The 22,094-nt window shown below is 75.6% G+C and carries 16 protein-coding genes; 10 read left to right on the top strand and 6 right to left on the bottom strand.

Features of this window, described 5'->3' with window-relative positions:
* Positions 1-137: 137 nt before the first annotated feature.
* The 5 genes from OP18_RS18475 (at position 138) to OP18_RS18455 (ending at position 7,720) form a co-directional block, all read left to right on the top strand.
* The gene (locus OP18_RS18475) at positions 138-2,492 is read left to right on the top strand and encodes a transglycosylase domain-containing protein (protein ID WP_052386915.1); all 2,355 of its coding nucleotides are present in this window, start codon (positions 138-140) and stop codon (positions 2,490-2,492) included.
* Positions 2,493-2,578: 86 nt separating this feature from the next.
* Entirely contained in the window at positions 2,579-3,592 is a 1,014-nt protein-coding gene (locus OP18_RS18470) for an SDR family NAD(P)-dependent oxidoreductase (RefSeq protein WP_245635428.1), read from the top strand.
* Positions 3,593-3,662: 70 nt separating this feature from the next.
* Complete coding sequence (locus tag OP18_RS18465) at positions 3,663-5,786, top strand: ATP-binding protein (protein ID WP_033360144.1); 2,124 nt, start codon at positions 3,663-3,665, stop codon at positions 5,784-5,786.
* 107 nt (positions 5,787-5,893) lie between these two features.
* Positions 5,894-6,079 carry a hypothetical protein gene (locus OP18_RS18460; protein ID WP_033360143.1) on the top strand — a complete coding sequence of 62 codons (186 nt, stop codon included), beginning with the start codon at positions 5,894-5,896 and terminating at the stop codon, positions 6,077-6,079.
* A 51-nt stretch (positions 6,080-6,130) separates the two neighbouring features.
* Positions 6,131-7,720, top strand: a complete 1,590-nt coding sequence (locus tag OP18_RS18455; RefSeq protein WP_033360142.1) for an MFS transporter — start codon at positions 6,131-6,133, stop codon at positions 7,718-7,720.
* A 150-nt stretch (positions 7,721-7,870) separates the two neighbouring features.
* Here OP18_RS18455 and OP18_RS18450 read toward each other — a convergent pair whose 3' ends face one another.
* Positions 7,871-8,353, bottom strand: coding sequence for a DUF4383 domain-containing protein (locus OP18_RS18450; protein WP_081970863.1), 483 nt, complete (start codon positions 8,351-8,353; stop codon positions 7,871-7,873).
* Between the two features lie 128 nt (positions 8,354-8,481).
* Between OP18_RS18450 and OP18_RS18445 the strand changes: the two genes are divergently transcribed.
* The 3 genes from OP18_RS18445 to OP18_RS52685 all read left to right on the top strand — a co-directional run bounded on the left by OP18_RS18445 (position 8,482) and on the right by OP18_RS52685 (position 10,885).
* A complete protein-coding gene (locus OP18_RS18445; protein ID WP_033360141.1) occupies positions 8,482-9,465 on the top strand; it encodes a chemotaxis protein CheB in 984 nt (327 codons plus the stop codon).
* A 51-nt stretch (positions 9,466-9,516) separates the two neighbouring features.
* Positions 9,517-9,645, top strand: coding sequence for a hypothetical protein (locus OP18_RS61870; RefSeq protein ID WP_260710380.1), 129 nt, complete (start codon positions 9,517-9,519; stop codon positions 9,643-9,645).
* Positions 9,646-9,745: 100 nt separating this feature from the next.
* Positions 9,746-10,885, top strand: a complete 1,140-nt coding sequence (locus OP18_RS52685) for a SigB/SigF/SigG family RNA polymerase sigma factor (protein ID WP_052386914.1) — start codon at positions 9,746-9,748, stop codon at positions 10,883-10,885.
* 11 nt (positions 10,886-10,896) lie between these two features.
* Here OP18_RS52685 and OP18_RS18435 read toward each other — a convergent pair whose 3' ends face one another.
* Positions 10,897-12,180, bottom strand: a complete 1,284-nt coding sequence (locus OP18_RS18435; protein WP_081970862.1) for a hypothetical protein — start codon at positions 12,178-12,180, stop codon at positions 10,897-10,899.
* Positions 12,164-13,957 (bottom strand): thiamine pyrophosphate-requiring protein, encoded by a 1,794-nt coding sequence (locus tag OP18_RS18430; RefSeq protein ID WP_033360140.1) that lies wholly within the window; start codon positions 13,955-13,957, stop codon positions 12,164-12,166. The genes OP18_RS18435 and OP18_RS18430 overlap by 17 nt, the downstream gene beginning before the upstream one ends.
* Positions 13,958-14,010: 53 nt before the next feature.
* Here OP18_RS18430 and OP18_RS18425 point away from each other — a divergent pair, with 53 nt between their 5' ends.
* Complete coding sequence (locus OP18_RS18425; protein WP_033360139.1) at positions 14,011-16,062, top strand: acyltransferase family protein; 2,052 nt, start codon at positions 14,011-14,013, stop codon at positions 16,060-16,062.
* Positions 16,063-16,092: 30 nt separating this feature from the next.
* On the opposite strand, the gene OP18_RS18420 is transcribed toward OP18_RS18425, so the two are convergent.
* The 3 genes from OP18_RS18420 to OP18_RS18410 all read right to left on the bottom strand — a co-directional run bounded on the left by OP18_RS18420 (position 16,093) and on the right by OP18_RS18410 (position 18,136).
* Positions 16,093-16,437, bottom strand: a complete 345-nt coding sequence (locus tag OP18_RS18420) for an STAS domain-containing protein (RefSeq protein WP_052386913.1) — start codon at positions 16,435-16,437, stop codon at positions 16,093-16,095.
* A 130-nt stretch (positions 16,438-16,567) separates the two neighbouring features.
* Entirely contained in the window at positions 16,568-17,350 is a 783-nt protein-coding gene (locus OP18_RS52680; RefSeq protein ID WP_052386912.1) for an ATP-binding protein, read from the bottom strand.
* Positions 17,351-17,353: 3 nt separating this feature from the next.
* Positions 17,354-18,136 (bottom strand): class I SAM-dependent methyltransferase, encoded by a 783-nt coding sequence (locus OP18_RS18410; protein WP_033360138.1) that lies wholly within the window; start codon positions 18,134-18,136, stop codon positions 17,354-17,356.
* A gap of 106 nt (positions 18,137-18,242) precedes the next feature.
* On the opposite strand from OP18_RS18410, the gene OP18_RS52675 reads away from it, so the two are divergent.
* Complete coding sequence (locus OP18_RS52675; RefSeq protein ID WP_081970861.1) at positions 18,243-22,022, top strand: beta strand repeat-containing protein; 3,780 nt, start codon at positions 18,243-18,245, stop codon at positions 22,020-22,022.
* Positions 22,023-22,094: the final 72 nt, after the last annotated feature.

Below are 22,094 nucleotides of genomic sequence, written 5' to 3'. Positions count from 1 at the left end.
GGCGCCGCCTTGACGCGCGGCCGGGTGAACGCCGGTTGCCGGCCGGGTGCCGGCGCCGTGGGGCAGCCGAAGCCCGGGCACTTTTGTACTATCCGTGGCGATCGATCAGACGACCGGCGCGACGACGGGGTGGGCACGTGGACGACGACAACGACCGGACCAGCCCTTCCACCCCGCCGCCAGCCGCGGACGACACGCCGCAGGACACGACCGGCGCGTCGCCGTCCGTGATCGACCTTGCGGCGGACGGCAAGGCCGACTCCGCCGCGGCGGGCGCCGGCGCCGCCGGCAGCGCCGCGCCACCGGCCGGGAAGCGGCGGTCGCGCTGGCGCAGGCGGCTGCTCGTCACGCTGCTGGTGCTCACCGTCCTCGCCGGGCTCGGCTGCGCCGGCGGCACGTACTACTACGACAGCGTCGCGCTGCCCGAGGACGTCGACCTGCGGCAGACGACGACGATCTACTACGCCGACGGCGCGACGCCCATGGCGCGCGTCGGCGACACGAACCGCACCGTGGTCCCCATCCAGGACATCCCGGTCGACGTGCAGCACGCGGTCGTCGCGGCCCAGGACGAGACGTTCTACAGCAACAGCGGCGTCGACTACGGCGACGCGGCCGGCGCGGCGTGGAACCACCTCGCCGGTGACGGCGACCGCGGCGCCTCGACGATCAGCCAGCAGTACGCGCGGCAGTGGGCGGACCTGGAGGGCGGGTCGTACGCGCGCAAGCTGCGCGAGTCGGTCATCGCCACCAAGCTCAACGAGCAGTACAGCAAGGACCAGATCCTGGCGATGTACCTCAACATCGTCTACTTCGGCCGGGGCGCCTACGGCATCCAGGCCGCGGCGCAGGCGTACTTCGGCAAACCCGCCAAGGACCTCACGCTCGCCGAGGGCATGGTGCTGGCCGGGCTGATCGACCAGCCGGAGGGCACCGACGGCAAGGGCAGCCCGTTCGACCCGACGGTGGACCCGCAGCGGGCCCGGGCGCGCTTCGACCAGGTCAAGCGGCAGCTGACCAAGCTCAACTTCGTGGCGCCGGCCGAGGCCGACGTGAAGACGGCCTACCCGGCGAAGGTCCTCACCGCCGCCGAGGCGCGGGCGAACTCGGTCACCCTGCTCGGCAGCTCCGGCATGGACCGGCCCGAAGGGCTGATCGTGCACCACGTGCTCGGCGAGGTCGCCGCGCTGACCGACCCGAAGACCGGGCGGCTGCTGTACGAGGACACCGCCCCGGACGGCCGGAAGCACTTCGACCGCCTCCGCGACGGCGGGTTGAAGATCGTCACCACGATCGACCAGAAGGCGCAGCAGATCGCGGTGCGCGAGGCGAGCCGCACCGCCGGGTCGAACATGAGCGACCAGCCCACCAACCTGCAGGCGGCCCTCGTCGCGGTCGAGCCCGGCACCGGCGCGGTCAAGGCCTACTACGGCGGCGACACCGGCTACGGCGGCGACTACGCCGGCTTCTACGCCGACCCCGTGCTCAGCGACGGGCAGGACTCGTGCTGCGGCGGGCACCCGGCGGGCGCCACGTTCCACGCGTACACGCTCGCCGCCGGCCTGAAGCAGGGGTACACGACCGGCTCGTACTGGAACGGCTCGTCGCCGCAGGACTTCCCGGCCAGCGGCCGCACCGGCCGGAACAACAACGCGGTGCGCAACGCCGGCGAGAACAGCGAGGGCTCGCCGGCCTGCGCGTCGGGGTCGCCCACCTGGTGCACCCTGGAGGAGTCGACGGTCATGGCGCTGCGCACGCCGTTCTTCGGCCTCGCCGAGAAGGTCGGCCCCGGCCAGGTGATCGACACGGCGCGCGCGGCGGGCATCACGCAGCTGTGGGCGAACGTCGACCAGCGGCAGATGAAGGTCGACCTGACCAAGAATGACGGCAAGGCCGTCTTCCCGAAGTTCTTCAACACGGAGGTCGCCCTCGGCCAGTACCCGGTGACCGTGCTGGACCAGGCCGCCGGCATGGCCACGTTCGCCGCGCGGGGCGTCGCGGCCAGGACGCACTTCCTGCAGGAGGTCTGGCAGGACGGCAGGAAGACCTACACCGCGGCGGTCAAGCCGGCCCGGATCCCGGGCTTCACCGAGCCGATGGCCGACGACCTCACCGCCGTCCTGCAGGGCGTGCCGCAGCACTACGGGCTGCAACTGCGCGACGGCCGCCAGGTCGCCGGCATCGCCGGGTCGTGGCAGCTCGGGCCGACCACCGACAACGCCCACGCCTGGATGGTCGGCTACACCGCCAGCGACCCCGCCGGCCGCAACAACGGGCTGGCCGTCGCGGTCTGGGTCGGCAACAAGGCCGAGGAGCGGAAGATCGTCGACCGCGCCGGCGCGAAGATCCTCGGCGGCACCCTGCCGGGCATGATCTGGCGCGACTTCCTCGACGAGACGCTGACCGCCCTGAATACGCCGAAGGCGACGTTCGCCCCGCGCAAGAACGTCGGCGACCAGCAGCTCGGCACCGGCATCCAACCGGTCCGGTGAGCCGCCCGGCGTGGCGCCGCCGAGGGGCGGCGCCACGCCGCTGCGTCGATTTGGGTAGGGCCGTCCCGCCCGGGTAACCGGGCAGCGTGGGTGATCACATCGGGCGGCCGCGGACCGTCGTCATCACCGGCGCGTCCAGCGGCGTCGGTCTCGCGGCGGCGCGGGCGTTCGCCGAGGCCGGGGACCGCCTGGTGCTCGCGGCGCGGTCCCGGCCGGCCCTGGACGCGGTCGCCGCGCAGTGCCGGGCGGCGGGCGCGCCGGTGCGGGTCGTCACCGCCGACGTGACCCGGCCGGAGACCCTGGACGAGGTCGCCGCGGCCGCCGTGGCGGAGTTCGGCGGCGTCGACGTGTGGGTGCACACGGCGGCGGTCATGGTCTACGGCCGGTTCGAGGACGTCCCGGCCGGCATCTTCGACCGGGTGGTCCATACCGACCTGCTCGGCGCCGCCGCGGTCGCCCGGGTGGCCCTGGCCCGGTTCCGGGCGCAGCGGGGAGGGGTGCTGATCCTCGCCGGCTCGCTGCTGGGCAGCATCGTCGCGCCGTACATGAGCGCCTACGTGGCGAGCAAGTGGGGGCTCAAGGGGCTGGTCCGGTCGTTGCGGCAGGAGACCCGCGACGCGCCCGGCATCCACGTGTGCCTGGTCGCGCCCGGGGCGGTCAACACACCGATCTACCGCAACGCCGCGAACTTCGCCGGGCGGGTCGGGCGCCCGCCGCCGCCGGTGGACCCGCCGGAGAAGGTCGCCCGCGCGATCCTGCGCTGCGCCCGCCGGCCGCGGGCGATGCTCACGGTCGGCGCCGCGGACCTGGTCACCCGGGTCGCGTTCACCGCGCTGCCGGGCCTGTACGACCTGCTCGTGGGGCCGCTGATGCGCGCCGGCGGGCTGTCCCGCGAGCCGGTAGCGCCGACCCCGGGCAACGTGCTGGCGCCGCTGCCGGCCTCGACGCACACCGTGCACGGCAGCTGGGGGCGGCAGCGGCTGCCGCGTCCGGCCGGTGCGGTCGCCGCGCTCGGGGCCGTGGCGCTGACCGGGGCGCTGACCGGGGCGCTGACCGGGGCGGTGGTCCGGCGGCTCGGCGGCCGTGGCAGGCGCCGGTGACCTGACCGTCTCGCCCGCTTTTTCGCCTTTACGCCCTTATAGTGGGGCGAGGGCGGTCGAGGGAGCGTGCATGGGCGAGCGGACACCGCAGCTGGCCGAGGACGACCCGGCGCGACCCGTGGTGCGCGGCGAGCCGCTCGCCGAGCTCGAGCTCACCGCCGGCGGCCTGTGGCAGGACGCCGCGGACAAGCTCGCCGCGGTGACGGCCCGCGCCGCGGGTGCCCGGACCGCGACGATCCATCTCGCGGCCGGCGCCACGCTGTACGTCGCCGGCGGCTCCGGCCTGCCGGAGGGCCTCCAGGCGATCCGCCGCGCGCCGGCACGCTCCACGCTCGCCGGTTGGGTGATCGGCCACGGGCATCCGCTGATCGTCAACGACGTGCGGAGCGACCGGCGGGTGCCGCCGGACGCGCCGGTGCGGCGGGTGGGCATCCGCGCGTACGCCGGCTTCCCGATCCGCGACCCGGCCGGCGAGATCGTCGGCGTGTGCGCGGTGATGGACGGCGAGCCCCGCTCGTGGTCGGCCGCGCAGCTGGCCGGGGTCGACGAGGGCGCCCAGGCGTGCACGGCGTTCGTCGCCGAACAGCAGGCCAGGGTCGCCGAGCAGCAGGCGCGGCGGGAGGCGGAGCGGCAGCGCCGGTTCCTCGACACGGTGCTGGAGCACCTGCCGTCCGGCGTCGCCGCCTGCGACGCGGAGGGTCGGCTCGCCTTCGCCAACCAGGCCATCCGGGAACTGGCCGGCGGGCTGCCCGACGACCCGGACCTGCGCGCCTGGCCCGGCACCACCGACCCGGACCGCCCCGCGCACACCGCGGCGGCGGACGCGGTGCCGCTGCTGCGGGCCCTCGCCGGTGAGCACCTGCGGGGCATCGAGGTCACCGTCCCGCGACCCGCACGGCACCCGCGGATCGTCCTGGTCGACGCGCAACCGATCACCGGCGCGGACGGGGATCGCCTCGGCGCGGTCGTCGCCGTGCACGACGTCACCGAGCGGCGGCGGACCGAACGGTTCCGCCAGGCGCAGCTCGGCGTCGCCGAGGCCCTCTCCCCCACCGACACGGTCGAACGCGCCGGCGCCACGGTGCTGCGGGCGCTGGGCACCGCACTCGGCTGGTCGCACGCCGAGCTGTGGCTCGTGGACACCGACGCCGACCTGCTGACCGTGGCCGCCCGGTACGCCGCACCCGGCGTGCTCGTCGACGGCCCGGCGCAGCTGCGCCGCGGCACCGGCCTGGCCGGCACGGCCTGGGACTCGGGCAGCGCCGTGTGGACCGACGACCCCGATCCGGCCGCCGCCCCCGCGGACCCCGCGCGCCCGGCCGGCGGCACCGGCGTGGCCGTGCCCGTGCCGTCGGGCGGGCAGGTCCTGGCCGTGCTCACCGGGTTCGCCGACACGGTCCAGGACCCCACCGACGCGGTCGCGGTGCTGCTGTCCGGCATCGCCGGGCACCTCGGGCAGTTCCTGGAGCGCCGCCGGGCCGAGGAGCTGACCCTCGCCCTGGCCCGCAGCAAGGACGAGTACCTGGCGCTCGTCGGGCACGAGCTGCGCACCCCGCTGACCACCATCTCCGCGTACATCGACCTGCTGCGCGACGTGGACGCGGCCGGGTTCGCCGCCGACGGCCGGGACATGCTCGACGCGATGGCCCGCAACAGCGCCGCGCTGCGCGAGATCGTCGACGAGCTGCTCGACCTCGCCGCGCTGGACAGCGGGCACGCCACCGTCGCCGCCGACCCGGTCGACCTCACGGCGTGCGTGCGGGCCGCGCTCGACGAGATGACCGCCGGAACCGCCGGCACCGGCGTGTCCGTGGAAGCGGACCTGGCCCCGGCGGTCGTCGTCACCGGCGACGAGCGCCGCCTGCGGCAGGTCCTCACCGCCCTGCTCGACAACGCCGTGCGGCACAGCGTCGCGGGCGGCCGCATCACCGTCACGCTGACCCGGCCGAACCCGGCGGTGGCCGAGCTGACCGTCACCGACACCGGCGTCGGCATCCCCCACGCGGAGCACCGGCAGATCTTCACCCGCTTCTACCGCTCCACCCGCACCCGTGACCTGCGCATCCCCGGCGCCGGCCTGGGCCTGGCCCTCAGCCGCGCCATCGTGGAGCGCCACCACGGCAGCATCCATCACGTCCCGGCGCCGGCGGCGGGCACCCGGATGGTCGTCCGGCTGCCGGTCCGCAACGGCTGATCCGGGCCGGTGCGCCGGGCCGGCGGGTCGAGCAAAGTGATTGTCCGCGACGGCGGCGGGGTAGTGGGCGCTCGTCCTGCGACCGGCTTCACCGCGGAGAGGTTTCGATGAGTGCAGAGCAGCCACGCCGGCCGGGTTCGGCGCCGCCGTCGTCACCCGCCAAGCCCAGCCACCCCGCGGGGGCCGACGCCCCGCGGTCCGCGACCGAGCGGGCCGGTGGGGGCCCGGCCGGCGAGCGGCGCGACGACGGCGCGCGCCCCGGTGACGGCGACGCGCCGCGCGCCGGCGCCTGACCGCCGTGCGGGCGGCGCCTCCGGCGACCGCCGGCTGAGCGGGCGGCCGCGATGAGCGCGGCGGCGGTGGACGCCGCGCCGTCGACCTGGAGCCCGCTGCGCAACGGCGTGTTCCGGGTGCTGTGGCTGGCCGTGCTCGGCAGCCAGGTCGGCACCTGGATGCAGACCGTCGGCGCGCAGTGGCTGCTCGTCGACCGGCCCGACGCGGCGGCGCTGGTGTCGCTGGTACAGACGGCCGGGACCCTGCCCGTGGTGCTGCTGGCGCTGCCCGCCGGTGTCCTGGCCGACTCGCTGGACCGCCGGCGGCTGCTGATCTGGGTGCAGCTGTTCCAGCTCGCCGTCGGCGTGCTGCTCACCGGGCTGACCGTGGCGGGGCAGACGACCCCCGCGCTGCTGCTGACGCTCACGTTCGCCCTCGGCTGCGGCATGGCGATGACCAGCCCGACATATCAGGCGGTGATCCCCGAGCTGGTGCCGCGGCACGAGATCCGCGCTGCGGCCGCGCTCGGCTCGATCAGTGTCAACCTCGCCCGGGCGGTGGGGCCGGCGCTCGCCGGGGTCCTCGTCGCCCACGTCGGGGTGGCGGCCGTGTTCGGGATCAACGCCGTGACGTTCCTCGTCTTCGCGGTGGTGCTGGTCCTGTGGCGGCGCCAGCCTCCGCAGGACGCGCCGCTGCCGGAGCCGTTCCTGGCCGCGATGCGCGCCGGCGGCCGGTACGTGCGGCACTCGCGGGCGGTCCGCCGGTTCCTGCTGCGCATCGGCGTGTTCATCCTGCCCGCGGTGTCGCTGTGGGCCCTGCTGCCGCTGGTGTCCAGCCGGCAGCTGGGGATGGGTGCCGGCGGCTACGGGCTGCTGCTCGCCGCGCTCGGCGCCGGCGCCGTGCTCGGCGCGATGGTCCTGCCGCGGCTGCGCGCCGGGCTGAGCGACAACTGGCTGCTGGCCGCCGCCAGCGTGACCTACGCGCTGGTGCTGACGCTGCTCGCGCTGGTGCGCGAGCCGGTGGTGGCGGCGCTCGCCCTCGTCCCGGCCGGCTTCTGCTGGATGGCGGTGCTGTCCAACGCCAACGCGGAGCTGCAGCTGTTCCTGCCGCGCTGGGTGCGGGCGCGCGGGCTCGGCACGTACCAGAGCGTGTTCTTCGGCGGGCAGGCGGTCGGCGCGTTCGCGTGGGGGCTGCTCGCCAACCGGGCCGGGCTGGTGCCCGCGCTGCTCGCCGCGGCCGCGGTGACCGTGGCCGGCGCCGCGACCGTCCCGCTCTGGCCGCTGATCGACACCCGCCACCTGAACCGGGACCCGGCCACGCCGTGGCCGCAGCCGCGGCTGACCGTCGAGCCCGACCGGTTCGCCGGGCCGGTCGTGGTCGAGGTGACCTACACGATCGCCGCCGAGGACGAGCCGGCGTTCCTGGCGATGGCCGACGCGCTGCGCCGGACCCGGATGCGCACCGGCGCCGTGCAGTGGGGCGTGTTCCGCGCCGGCGAGTTCCCCGACCGCATGGTCGAGGTGTACGTGGTGCCGTCGTGGGACGAGCACCTGCGCCAGCACAGCGGCCGGATGACCGGCGCCGACGAGGAGCTCGACCGGCGGGTCGCGGCCCTGTCGGCACCGCCGCCGACCGTCGTGCACCTGCTGCCGGCCCGTTGAGTGGCCCGGGGACGGCGGGGTAGTTGGCCGTGTGCCGCTGCTCGATCGTCTCTGCTGCTGAGGTACGCCATGACCGTTCCGACCTGCGCCCTGCGACGACCGGGCACCGCGGAGCGGTCCGGTGCCCCGCCAGGCACCGGACCGCGGCGGTCATCCGCGGTAGCCGTCGCCGGCCCGGCCCGGGCCCCGCGGCGCCAGGGCCAGACCCAGGCCCATCATGCCGACGCCGAGGCCGAGGTGCAGCCAGTTGTCGGCGCTGTTGACCGGCACGAAGTTGGCGGCGCTGCCGTGGTCGATGACCATGCCGTACAGCCACAGGACCAGGTAGATCGCACCGCCGCCGATCAGGAACAGCCGGGACAGGTCGACCCGGCGGGCCATGGCCAGCCCCGCGGCTCCGAACAGCAGGTGCACGATGTTGTGCAGCACCGACACCTGGAACACGCCGAGCAGCTCGGCGCCGGACTGGTGCCCGGCGAACCGCATCTCATCGAAGTTGGTGGTGATGCCCGGGATGAACCCCATGATCCCGACGAGCAGGAACACCGCGCCGACGGCCGCGGTGACGGTCTGGATCGCCGGCCGGTGCATCGCCACGCCGGTCGTCGCACGGGACTGTGATGCACTCGTCATGATTCTCTCCTTCGTCGATACCCCTCACCCGGCCGACTGCCCACCGCCCTGAGCACGAAACGTCGATTCCCGGGCGGCGCCGGCCGCAGGACGGTTGACCTCACCCCGGTAGGGGTAGCGGGCCCGGTGTGGACACCTTCCGGCGGGACGTCGTGGTCATCGGTGGCTCGGCCGGGGGTCACGACGCCGCCCAGCGCCTGGTCGCCGGCCTGCCCGCCGAGCTGGGAGCGGCGGTGCTGGTGGCGCTGCACCTGTCGCCGAGCGCGCCGAGCACGCTCGGGGGCATCCTCGCCCGGGCCGGGCGGCTGCCGGCCGCGCCCGCCAAGGACGGGGAACAGGCCCTGCCCGGCCGCATCTACGCCGCGGTGCCGGACCACCACCTGCTCATCGGCGAGCGCGACCTGCTGCACCACAGTCGCGGCCCGAGGCAGAACCGGGCCAGGCCGGCGGCGGACACCCTGTTCCGTTCGGCGGCGCGGTGGTGCGGCAGCCGGGTCATCGGGGTGGTGCTGTCCGGCAGCCTCGACGACGGGGCGGCCGGGCTGTCCGGCATCGTCGAGCGCGGTGGGGTCGCGCTGGTGCAGCGGCCCGACGACGCCCGGTTCGACGGCATGCCGGCGGCGGCGCTCAGCGCCGTGCCGGACGCCACGGCGCTGCCCGCCAGGGACCTTGGTCCGGCGATCGCCGAGCTCGTCGGCCGGTCGGACGCCCCGGACACGCCGGCGCAGATGGCGCCGACCGACAGCCTGCTGTGGGAGACCGAGATGCTCGCCGACGGCCGTTCGACCATCGACCGACCGGGCCGGCCCGTGGCGCTGGGCTGCCCTGACTGCGGCGGCGGCATGTACCGCCTCGACACCGGTCACGCCATCCACTACGCCTGCCACGTCGGGCACTCCTACTCGCCGCAGACGCTGCTCGCCGCGCGGGACGACAACGTCGAGGCGGCGCTGTGGGCAGCCGTCAGTGCGCTGCAGGAGAAGGCGATGGTGCTGCGGGAGCTGGCGCAGCACGCCGCCGGCCTGGGCGACGAGGCGGCGCACCGCCGCCACCACGATGCCGCCGAGCAGGCGTGGAAGGCCGGCGAGGTGCTGCGCACCCAGCTCGGGTGACGATCACGCCACCGGTGTTTCAGGTCCACGGCCGGGGCAAGTCGAGCAGGTATGGACTGGGCCGAGCTGTACCGGCGGCTGGAGGAGGAGATCCAGCGGGCCGAGCGGGCCGTCGCCGCGGCCCAGCGCATCGTCGCCCGTGCCCGTGCGCTGCAAGGACTGCGGTCGGGGCAGCTGTAGGTCGAACAATTTCGAAATTCATGTGTTTGCTATCCGGCAAATGGGTACGTCGGGGTCCCAGGGGGACTAGCCGCGCACCGCGGGGAACGGGGAGCATCGCATGGATCTCACGATCACCCGCGTCGAGCACGGCCGGCGGGACCTGCTGCGGATCGGCGGCGTCATCGACCTCGCCACCGCGCCCTACCTGCGGCACGTCGTGTTCGGGTTGTTCGACCGCGGCCGGTGCGACATCGTGCTGGACGCCGCCGACGTGCGGCTGATCGACGGCGCCGCCCAGCGGGTGCTGCTGTACCTGCACCACCGCGCCGAGGAGCACGGTGGCGAGCTGCGCCTGACGAACGTCCGGGGCGCCGCGCTGGCCGCCCTGGAGATCACGGGGGTGGCCAAGACCCTCGGCGTGTACGACGAGATCGTCCTGGACGGCGACGCCGGGTCGGACGCCGAGTCCTTCGACCTGGACGGGATCCGCCTCACCGGGCGGCACTGGCCGCTGGACGTCGGCGCCGACCTGGCCCGGCTGCACCAGGAGCCGCTGGAGCCGGCGGACCGGCGGCGGCTGCGGGACAAGATCGTCAACGCGTGCCTGCCGGCCGCGCGGCGCATCGCCCGCCGGTACACCCGCACCTCCGAGCAGACCGCCGACATCGAGCAGGTCGCCTGCATCGGGCTGCTCAAGGCGGTCGACGGGTTCGACCCCGCGCGGGGTGCGGAGTTCGTGCCGTACGCCACGAGCACCATCACCGGCGAGATCAAGCGGCACTTCCGTGACCGGGTCTGGTCGGTGCGGGTCCCCCGGTCGCTGCAGCAGCGGTGGCTGGAGGTCAACCGGGTCCGCGACGAGCTGCTGTCGGGGCTGGGCCGCTCGCCCAGCGCCGAGGACATCGCCGAGCGCGTCGGACTCTCCCGCGAGGAGGTCCTGGAGGCCTTCGCGCTCAACTCGTCCTTCCGGCCCGTGTCGCTGCACCTGCCCAGCGGCGGCAGCGACGAGCAGACCCTGCTCGACCAGCTCGGCGGCGACGACCCGCAGCTGAGCTTCGTCGAGTACCGCGAGTCGCTGCGGGTCCTGCTGGCCCAGCTGCCGCAGCGCACGCAGCGGGTGCTGGCGCTGCGGTTCCACGGCGGGCTGTCCCAGCACGAGATCGCCGCGCAGATCGGCATGTCCCAGATGCACGTGTCCCGGATCCTGCGCCAGACCCTCGACATGCTGCGCCGGCGGCTGGAGGAGGTCCCGTCGTAGCGGGCGGCCGGTCAGATCACGGTGTGGGTCCAGTACGCCAGCCACAGCACGAACACCGCTCCCTGCATCACCGCGAGGACCGCCGTCAGCGCAGTGTCCACGCCGCGGTGGCGGGCCCAGCCGGCGAGCACGGCCGCGAGCGGGAACGCCACCAGCGCGTAGCGCAGCAGGCTCTTGTACACCGGCGGGCCGATCGTCATCGAGGCGAGCACCATCACCAGGGCGAATACCACGTACGAGGGTCCCGGGCGGCGCAGCCCGGCCACGGCGACGGCCAGGACGGCCAGGGCGATCAGCACGCGGGTGCGGTCCAGCGGCGCGGGGCCGATCAGCGCGATCCAGATGGTGCGCACCGGGTCCTGCAGCTCGATCTGCCAGCCGCGCTGCTGCGCGTGCTGGTAGGCCAGCCAGTCACCGGTCTGCCAGCGGGCGGCGGCCATGAACGTCCACCAGCCGGCCGGGAAGAGCAGCAGCGGCCAGCCGGTGCGCACGGCGGCCCGCACCGCCCGGGCGGGGGTGCGCCAGTCCTGCTGGCCGAGCAGGAGCAGCGCCAGCGGCAGCGCCACCAGGAATCCGACGGACCGGCTCAGCGCCAGGAAGAACCCGAGGACCCCGACGAGCGGCCACTGCCGGCGTTCGGCGTGGTAGAACGCGGCGACGGCCAGGCACACGAACAGCGACTCGGTCAGCGCCGCGTGGAACAGGAACGCCGTCGGCAGCAGCACCAGGTAGCGGGTGGTCCGGGCCGCGGTCGCCGGGTCGCCGGTCAGCAGCAGCGCCCACCGGTACAGGTAGGACAGCAGCACCAGGTAGGCGACCTCGGCGATGAGCAGCAGCGCCAGGGCGGTGTCACCGCCGAGCGGCACCGCGACCGCCTTGCCCAGCATCGGGTACAGCAGCGGGAACCCGAAGTGCTCCCACGGCTCGTGCAGCGGCGTCGAGGCGAGGTTGCGGTACTGGAACGAGTCCCACGCGAACCACATCGAGTACCAGGTGTGGGAGGAGACGCCGAGCCGGTCCCGGAACATGAGCGTGTCGTCCGGCGGCGGGCTGCCCGGCGAGTTCGCGAACGCCTGCAGCGCGAACACGCCGACGGCGGTGAGGACCGCCTTGGACACCGCGAACAGGACCAGCGCCTGCCGCCAGTGCGCCGGGACCCGTTGCCACGCCCCGGCCGCCGCGGCACCGGCCCGGCGCCAGGCGGGCTCCCGGCGGGCCTGGTCGGTGGTCTGCGTCGGGGCGCTGACCGGTTCGACGCCCAGCAGCGGGCGTTGCTCTTCAGTTCGGATCGTCAAAGCCTTCTCCGGCACGTTCCCGTCGCAGGTACGCCGCGGCGCGCCGGGCGAGATCGGTGTCCTCGGCGGCCAGCCCGGCGTACATCGGCCGGACCTTCTCGAGGTCCTGCAGCGGCGGCAGCAGCGGCGTCGCCGGATCCACGACGGCGTCGATGACGAACGGGCCGTCCGCGGACAGCGCCGCGTCCCAGGCCGCGTCCAGCTCCGCCGGCCCGCTGACCCGCACACCCCGCAGGCCGAGCAGCTCGGCCCACCGAGCGTAGGGCACGTCCGGCAGCCGCTGTGACGCGTCGAAGCGCGGCTCACCCTCCATCTCACGCTGCTCCCAGCTCACCTCGGCCAGGTCACGGTTGTTCAGCACGCACACCACGAACCGCGGGTCGGCCCAGTCGTGGCGGCGCGCGGCGACGGTGACGAGCTCGGCCAGGCCGTTCATCTGCATCGCGCCGTCACCGGCGAGCGCGATCACCGGCCGGTCCGGGCGGGCGAGCTTCGCGGCGAGCCCGTACGGCAGCGCCGAACCCATCGACGCCAGGGTGCTGGACAGGTGGGCCGGCACGCCGGGCGGCAGCCGCAGGTGCCGGGCGTACCAGTACACGACCGAACCGACGTCGACGGAGACCTGCGCGTCGTGCGGCAGCCGCGCCGACAGCGACCGGATCACGTGCTGCGGGTTCATCGGCTCCGCCGGGGCGGCCGCGCGGGCCGCGGCGAGCTCGTGCCACTCGCGGGTCCACGCCGTCACCCGCCGCTGCCAGGACCGGTCCGTGGCGGCCGGCAGCAGGTCCAGCAGCGCACGCAGGGTGGGCCGGGCGTCGCCGAGCAGCGGCACCTCCACCGGGTACCGCACGCCGAGCCGCCGGCCGTCGATGTCGATCTGCACGGCGCGGGCCTGCCCGGGCCGCGGGTAGAACTCGGTCCACGGGTCGTTGGTGCCGACCAGCAGCAGCGTGTCGCAGCCGCGCATCAGCTCGGTGCTGGCCGTCGTGCCGAGGTGCCCGAGCACGCCGGTGTGGAACGGCAGGCCCTCGTCCAGGACCGGCTTGCCCAGCAGCGACGCGGCGACACCGGCGCCGAGCCGCTCGGCGAGCTCGGCGATCTCGTCCGCGGCGCCGGCGCCGCCCTGGCCGACGAGGATCGCGACCCGCCGCCCGGCGCCGAGCAGCTCGGCGGCGGCGCGCAGGTCCTCCTCGAACGGGATGACCCGCGCCGGTCGCAGCCCGGGGCTGGTGACCAGCACGCCGTGCTCGTGCGCCGCCGGGTCCGGCGCGGGCGCGCCCTGCACGTCGTGCGGCAGGATCACGCACGTCGGTCCGCGGGCCGCCACGGCGGTGCGGAACGCCCGGTCCAGCAGCATCGGCACCTGCTGCGGGGTGTGCGCCTGCTGCACGAACTGGGCGCACACGTCGCCGAACAGCCGCACCAGGTCGATCTCCTGCTGGTAGGCGCTGCCGAGCACGGTGGACACCTGCTGCCCGACGATGGCCACGACCGGTTTCCCGTCGAGCTTGGCGTCGTACAGGCCGTTGAGCAGGTGCACCGCCCCGGGCCCCTGGGTGGACAGGCACACGCCGACCCCACCGGTGTACTTGGCGTGCCCGACCGCCATGAACGCCGCCGTCTCCTCGTGCCGGGCCTGCACGAACTCGGGTCTGCCGGCCCGCCGCAGCGCCCCGAGGACCCCGTCGATGCCGTCGCCCGCGTAGCCGAACACCCGCTCGACGCCCCACGCCGTGAGCCGCTCGACCAGCACGTCCGAGACCGTCCGCTGCGTCATGCCCCCGTCCCTACCCCGGGTGTGGCCGGACGAATCGATCGCCTCATACCGGTGTGACGTTTGTCGCCGCGACCGCTGGGAAGCGGCCGCTCGTGTCGTTGCGCCACCTGCCGCCGCTGGACGGCCTGCGCGCCGTCGCCCTCACCGGCGTGCTGCTGGTGCACGGGATGCCCGCCTGGCTGCCCGGCGGGTTCCTCGGCGTCGACCTGTTCTTCGTGCTGTCCGGGTTCCTGATCACGTCGCTGCTGCTGCGCGAGGCCGAGCTGACCGGCCGGATCCCGCTGCGCGGCTTCTGGGCGCGCCGGATGCGCCGGCTGCTGCCCGCCCTGGTCGTGCTCGTGTGCGCGGTGGTCGCCGCCGGGCCGTACCTGCTGCCCGAGCAGGAGCCGGGGGCGTTGCGCAGCGACGCGGTCGCGGCGCTGACGTACTGGGCGAACTGGCGGATGATCGCCCGCGGCGGGGACTACTTCACCGAGACCGCCGCCGCCTCGCCACTGCAGCACACCTGGTCCCTCGCCATCGAGGAGCAGTTCTACCTGCTGTGGCCGCTGCTGATCCTGCTCGCCGTGCGGACCCGGCGCCCCCGGCGGCTGATCGGCGCGGTGTGCGCCGCCGGGTTCGCCGCGTCGGCGGTGGCCGCCGCCGTCCTGTACGACCCGCTGCACCCCGGCCGGGCGTACTTCGGCAGCGACACCCGGGCCGCGGCGCTGCTGGCCGGGTGCGCGCTCGCCGCGGCGCTGCCGGTCGCGGCGCGGCACCCGGTGGCGCGGCGGGCCGCGGCGCTCGCCGGCGCGGCGGTGCTCGGCACGCTCGCGGCCTTCGCCGGCGGCGGCGACGCGCGGCTGTTCCGGGGCGGGTTCGCGCTCGCCGCCGTCGCCGCCGCAGCGGTCCTCGCCGAGCTCGCGGCCGCCCCGGCCACGCCGGTGGCGCGGCTGCTCGGCGCGGCGCCGCTGGCCTGGCTCGGGCGGATCTCCTACGGCGGCTACCTGTGGCACTGGCCGCTCTTCGCGGTCCTGGACGCCGGGCGTACCGGGCTGGCGGGGCCGCGGCTGCTGGCGCTGCGGCTCGCCGTCACGGTCGCGGTCGCCGCGGCCAGCTTCCACCTCGTCGAGCAGCCGCTGCGCCGTCCCGCTCCGGCCGGCCGGGCCCGCTGGGCGGGAGGCTGGCCGGCCCGGCGGACGGCGGGCCGGGCCCGCCGGGCCGGCGGCTGGTCGACCCGGCGGACCGCGGGCCTGGCGGTGACGGTGACCGCCGCGGCCGCCGTCGTCGTGGTCCTCGCCGGACCCGCCCCGGTGGTCGTGCCACCGCCGGTGCTCGCCGCGGCGCCCGCGGACGCGTCCGCGCCGGCGGCCCCACCCCAGGCCGGCGCGGCGGCCGGGGCGGCATCGGGGGCGGCGCCTCCGGTGCGGCGCGCCGAGCGGCGGCCGGGCCCGCCGCGGGTCATGGTGATCGGCGACTCGGTGTCGTGGACCCTCGGCGCGTACTGGCCCGACCAGACCGACTTCGGCTTCTCCCTGCACAACGAGGGTGTGCAGGGCTGCGGCATCGCGGTGCTGCCGGAGCTGCGCTACGGCGGCGCGCCGCACACCAACTACCCGTACTGCGGCACGTGGGAGTACCGGTGGGGCGGCTCGACCGCGGCGCAGGACCCCGACGTCGTGGTGGTGCTGCTGGACCGATGGGAGCTGATGGACCGCAAGCTCGACGGCCGCTGGACGCACGTCGGCGAGCCGGCCTACGACGCGTACCTCGCCGGGCAGCTGCGCCGGGCCGTGGAGCTGACCGCCGGGCGGGGCGCCCGGGTCGCGCTGCTGACCGCGCCGTACACCCGCCGCCAGGAACGCCCGGACGGCGGGCTGTGGCCGGAGGACACCCAGGACCGCGTCGACGCGTGGAACCGGCTGCTGGCCGAGGTCGCCGCCGCGCACCCGAGCCGGCCGGTGGTGCTGGACCTCAACCGGGTGCTGTGCCCGGACGGCGCGTTCACGTGGAAGGTCGGCGGGGTGCGGGTCCGCAGCGACGGGCTGCACCTCACCCCGGAGGGCGTGCGGCAGGTGGTCGCGCCGTGGCTCGCCCCGCAGCTGCTGCGCCTGGCCACCACGTGAAGCGACCGGCGGCGACCGCGCGCCGCCGGGTCAGGTCTCCCAGTCGCCGGTCGCCGCCTCGACGGAGCCGCGCACGTCCAGCTGCTGGTCCATGTTCGTGATCCGCAGGACCATCGCGACGTTCGGCTGCACCCCGACCAGGCGCAGGCTGCCCTCGCGCCGGCGGACCAGCCGGTGCGCGGAGAACAGCATGCCCAGCCCGCTGGAGTCGCACAGGCGCACCTCGGCGAGGTCCAGCACGATCCTCGGCCGGTCACCGGCGGCGAGGGCCATCACCGCCGTGTACAGCGGCTCGAACGTGTCGGCGAACACGTCACCGTGCGGGGTGACGATGCTGTAGCCGTCCTTCTCCCGCACCGAGACCCGCATGGTCATGCCGTGGTCCTCCTGCCGGCGTGTTCGGGCCGTTCGATGCAGTGTCGCACCTTCGGCCGGCGTTGCGCAGCCGCGCCGCGGCCCGCCGGCGGCGCGTGCGTCGATGTGCCGGGGCGCCCCCACACCGACGTCAGTGCCGCCACGGGACGGACCGGGGGGCGGCTGCCGTGAGCCGTGCCCCGGGCGCCCGGATCGTCGCCCACACCACCTTGCCGTCCGGGGTCGGCGTGCTGCTCCACGAGGAGCTCAGCGCCTCGACGATCCGCATGCCGCGGCCGGTGGACCAGTCCCCGCCGGTGCGCACGACCGGCGGCTCGGCGCCGTGGTCGCGGACCGCGATGTGCAGGTGGTGCGGCGACCTGGAGATCGACAGGACCCACGGGCCGGGGGCGTGCCGGACCGCGTTGGCGACCAGCTCCGCGGCCACCAGTTCGGCCGGGTCGGCGATGCCCGCCCACCCCGCGTGCACGCACGCCGCGCGGACGGCCTCCCGGGCCAGTGGCAGGTCGTCGGCGCCGTCGCACAGCACCAGCCGCACCCGCGCCGGTCCCCCGTCGGCGGCGGCGTGCTCCCGGGCCGCGGCCGCGTCGGCCACCATGACGAGCTGGCGGGCCACCGCCCGGGCCCGCATCCGCACGGCGAGGGCCGGGGGCGCGGAGTGCGCGATCAGCCGGATCCCCGGCCACGCGGCGGCCGCGTGGACCAGCAGCGGGAACACGGACAGGGCCTGGTCGTCGAAGCCGGTGACGCCGCCGAGGTCCAGCAGGACCGCGCCGGGCTCCCGGGCGAGGCACTTCAGCACCGCCGCGCGCAGCAGGACCGCGCCGGCGACGAGAAGATCGCCGTGCGGCAGCACCTCGACGACGGTGCCGTCAACCCGCACCTCGCACCGCATGACCCGAACGTAGTTCACCTCTCACACGTCGTCCACCTGTGCGTCAATACGCCGGCGGGCCAGGTGCACGGTGATGTCGGCGGCGAGCTCGACCGTGGCGGGCAGGGCCGCCTCGATGCGGCGGTACACCTCCTGCCGCCGCGGCGCGGGCAGCTGGAGGTAGGCCGAGACGGTCGACAGGAGCCCGACGTAGTCGGCGGCGGGCATGAGCAGGCGCCGCGCGATCACGCACTGCCGCACGTCCGTGAACCACGGCGAGCGCGCCAGCTCCGTGCCCGGCCACTGCATCGCGCGCCCCTCCGGCGTGCCGTCGGGCGACGGGATCTCATCGCTGTCCAGGAATGACGCCCGCGCGGCCCGGACCGCCTCCTCGACCGCCGGGTCCGCCAGCCGGGCCGGCGAGCCGCAGTTGGCGAACACGCCACCGGGCTCCAGCAGCGCCGCCACCCGCGCCCACCGGCCGTCCGGCCGTGTCCAGTGCAGTGCCGCCGCCGCGTACACCAGCCCGTAGCGCCGGCCCGGCCGCAGGTCCTCGAACGCCGCGCACACGGTCTCGACGTCCGCCGGGACGTGCCCGCGCAGCTCGTCGAGCATCGCCTGGTCGGGATCGGTGGCGGTGACCGCCGTCCCCGGCCGGGCGAACAGCCGGGTCGCCTTGCCCGTGCCGGCCCCGATCTCCAGCGCGGTCCGCACCGGCCCGCCCGCATACGCCGTCACCAGGTCGAGCAGCTCTTGCGGATACCCGGGCCGGAACCGTTCGTACGCCTCCGCGACCGTCCCGAACCGCAGCGCGCGATCGACCATGACGGCATCCTGCCACCCCCGTCCCGCCCGCGCCGGAACCACCGCGCGAAACCACTCCGCGTGATCTAATGATCACGTTTCGTGAATCTCGGCGGGGGATGGTGGCATGTCGGCGAGGCGGAGCGGTCCGCGTGCGGTCAGGGCGTTGCTCGCGGTCCTCGTCGCGGCGCTCACGGGTGCCGTCGCGCCGGCCGCGGCACTGGCGGTCGCGCCGGCGTGCGGCGCGGCGACGGTCACGGTGACCCGCACGTCCGGGCCGGTGCTGTACCTGCAGGCGGGCACCCTGGACAGCGCCTACGCCATGTACAAGATCCAGAACGCGACGGGCGCCGGGTACGCCGACCTGTGGGTGAAGGCGACCGGGTTCACGGGGCCGCGCATCGGCCTGGCCGGCAGCGAGAGCGGCCTGGCGCACCTCGGCGGGCTCGGCGCCGGGGCCTCCGGCAACGCGTCGTTCTACCTGACCGCGAGCGGCGCGACGACCGGCGCCGAGACGCACGCGGTCGACGTGTACACCACCCGCCCGGACCTCGCCCCGGCGGCGCTGTGCCGGGCCACGTTCACCATGACGGCCGAGGAGGACATCGCCGCCGCGGCGAACAAGGTCGACTCGGTCTCCAGCACCGCCACGTCGCAGCTCGGCGGGACGGTGAAGGTGACCGTGGTCGGCAACACCGGCACGATCGGCGCGGCGAAGCTGTTCACCGCCACGCCCGCCTCCTACGCGTCGTGGCCGGCGGACGCGTACCGGCTGACCGCCTCGAAGATCACGCTGAGCGGCGGCAACACCGGGGTCTACACCGACACCCTGTTCCTGACCGGGCTCAGCTCCACCTCCGCGACCGACTACACGGCCGAGTTCACGTTCGCCGTGGTCGGCACCACCGCGACCGCCACGGCGGTCAGCCCGATGAACCACATCAGCAGCGGCACCCAGGTCAAGCACACGTCCACCACGAACTTCGCGGCGCTGCCCGCGATCCCGGCGGTGGTCAACCGCACGACCCTGGCCGTGTCGGCGAGCCCGGCCACGCTCCCGCAGTCCGGCGGCACCGCCACGCTCACCGTCACGGTCACCAACACCGGCACCACCCCGTCGACGCTCGACGACCTCGTCGTGACCCTGCCGGCGGGCACCACGTACGTGCCGGGCTCCTCCACGTTCGCCGGCGGCGCCACGACCGACCCGGCCATCGCCGGCACCGCGGCGACCTACCTGACCGGCCTCACCGTCCCGGCGAACGCGTCCGGGACGCTGACGCTGCAGGTGTCGGTGCCCGGCACGCCCGGCACGTACACGACCTCGGCGGTCGGGCACATCGCCTCGGTCACCGTGGACACCACCACCGGCACCGGCGACAGCCTGCCGGCGACGACCGGCATGCTCGTGCCCGGCCCGCCCCCGGCGGTCACCGCGCTCAACCCCGCGACCGGCAGCGCCGCCGGGGGCACCACCGTCACCGTCACCGGCACCGACCTCACCGGCGCCACCGCTGTGCGGTTCGGCGCCGCGGCGGCGCCCTCGTTCACCGTCGACAGCCCGACGACGATCACCGCGACCAGCCCGCCGGGCAGCGGCGCGGTCGACGTCACCGTCACCACCCCGTCCGGCACGTCGGCCACGTCCGCACAGGACGTCTACACCTACGGCGCGCCGCCGGTCCCGCCGCCCGCCCCGGGCAACCTCACCTCCAGCGGCACCGGGACCACCCCGCAGACCGCCACCCTCGCCGTCCCCGCCGGCGGCTCCGCGACCCTGCTCGACGGCGCCACCCCGGCGACCACGGTCAGCGTGCCCGGGCAGGGCACCTACACGCTGTCCGGCGCGACGATCACGTTCACGCCCGTCCTCGGGTACGCGGGCACCGCCACCGCCGTCACGTACCAGGTCGCCGACCTGTACCAGCAGACCGGCACCGCGACCTACACCCCGGCCGTGGCCGCGCCGGCGGGGCCCGCACCGGCGAACCTGACGTCCTCCGGCGCCGGCGGCACCCCGCAGACCGCCACCGTCACCGTCCCCGCCGGCGGCTCCGCGACCCTGCTCGACGGCGGCAGCCCGGCCTCGACGGTCACCGTGGTCGGGCAGGGCACCTACACGCTGTCCGGCACGACGATCACGTTCACGCCGGTCCCCGCCCACAGCGGCACCGCGACCGCCGTCACCTACGAGGTCACCGACGCCTACGGGCAGACCGGGACGGCCACCTACACCCCGGCGGTCACCGCCGGGCCGGCGCCGGCGAACCTCACCTCCACCGGCACCGGCACCACCCCGCAGACCGCCACCGTCACCGTCCCCGCCGGCGGCTCCGCGACCCTGCTCGGCCCGGGCGGGGCGCCGGCCGGCACCGTCACCACGCCCGGCGGCGCGTTCACCATCGCCGGCGCCACGATCACGTTCACCCCGGCGCCGGGGTACAGCGGCAGCACGTCCGCCGTCACGTACCGGGTCACCGACGCGTACGGGCAGACGGGCACCGCCGCCTACACCCCGACGGTCACCCCGCCCGCCGGGCCCGCACCGGGGCCGCTGACGTCGACCGGCACCGGCACCGCCGCACAGACCGCCACCGTGACCGTCCCCGCCGGCGGCGGCGCCACCCTCGTCGCGCCCGGCGGCGCACCGGCCGGCACCGTCACCACGCCCGGCGGCGCGTTCACCATCGCCGGCGCCACGATCACGTTCGCGCCGGCGCTCGGCTACACCGGTACCGCCGCCGCCGTCACCTACCGGGTCACCGACGCCTACGGCCAGAGCGCCACCGGCACCTACACCCCGGCCGTCGCCGCCCCCGCCGGGCCGAGCACTCCGGATCTGACCAGCACCGGGCAGGGCACCGCGGCGCACGCCGTCACCGTCGCCGTCCCCGCCGGCGGGCAGGTCAGGCTGCTGCGCGCCGGCACCCCGGTGACCACCCTGACGGTCGCCGGCAAGGGCACGTTCACGGTCACCGGCACCGGGCTCGGCTTCCAGCCCGAGACCGGGTTCCTCGGCGCGGCGAGCACCGGGTACCGCACCACCGACGCGTACCAGCAGCAGGCGGAGGGCACCTACACGGCCACCGTCATCCTCCCGCCGCCACCGTCGGCGCCGGACCGCACGACCACCGGCGTCGGCACGACCCCGCAGACCGCGGTCCTGCCGGTCCCGGCGGGCGGCACGATCGCGCTGCTGGACGCCGCGAACCGGCCCGTCACCACGCTCACCGTGGCCGGCAAGGGCACCTACACCCTGGAGCTGCTCCCGCCGGTGGCCGCGCCGGCGACCGTGCCGCCGCCGCTGTTCGCCGCGTCGTCCCATCTGGAGGACGCCCTGGTGGCGGCGGCGGAGACCGGCGCGACGATCAGCTTCGTGGCGGTGCTCGGCTACACCGGCACCGCGCCGCCGGTCAGCTACCAGGTCACCGACCCGTACGGGCAGAAGGCCGCGGCCACCTACACGCCGACCGTCACGCTGCCCGCCCTCGCGCCGCCCGCGCCGCAGACCAGCGTCGGGCAGCGGACCGACCCGCAGCACGTGACCCTGCCCGTCCCCGCGGGCGGCTCCGTCACGCTGCTCGACGCGAACGGCGACCCGGTCACCACCCTGACCATCGCCGGGCAGGGCACCTACACCCTGGATCCGGCGACCGGGCGGCTGACGTTCACGCCGCTGCCCACGTTCACCGGCACCCCGGACCCGGTCGTGTACCGGGTCAGCGACGCCTACGGGCAGACCGCGACCGCCACGTACACCCCGGCGGTGACCTCGACCGCCGGCGGCCTGCCCGTCACCGGCGGCGCGGCGGGCCGCGTCGCGCTCGCCGGCCTGCTGAGCGTGCTGTTCGGCCTGGTGGTGCGCCGCGTGTCCGGCCGGCCCGGCACGTCCCGCGCCGCTGGATGACGCCGGCGGGGCCGGTCGCCCCGGTCATGGACCGCCCGGATATGATGAAACACCTGTGGTTTCTGAAATCCC

This window comes from Dactylosporangium aurantiacum, assembly GCF_000716715.1.
Taxonomy (GTDB): domain Bacteria; phylum Actinomycetota; class Actinomycetes; order Mycobacteriales; family Micromonosporaceae; genus Dactylosporangium; species Dactylosporangium aurantiacum.
Note: the sequence above shows the minus strand (reverse complement) of the source record. Positions and strands in the feature narration are given on the sequence as shown.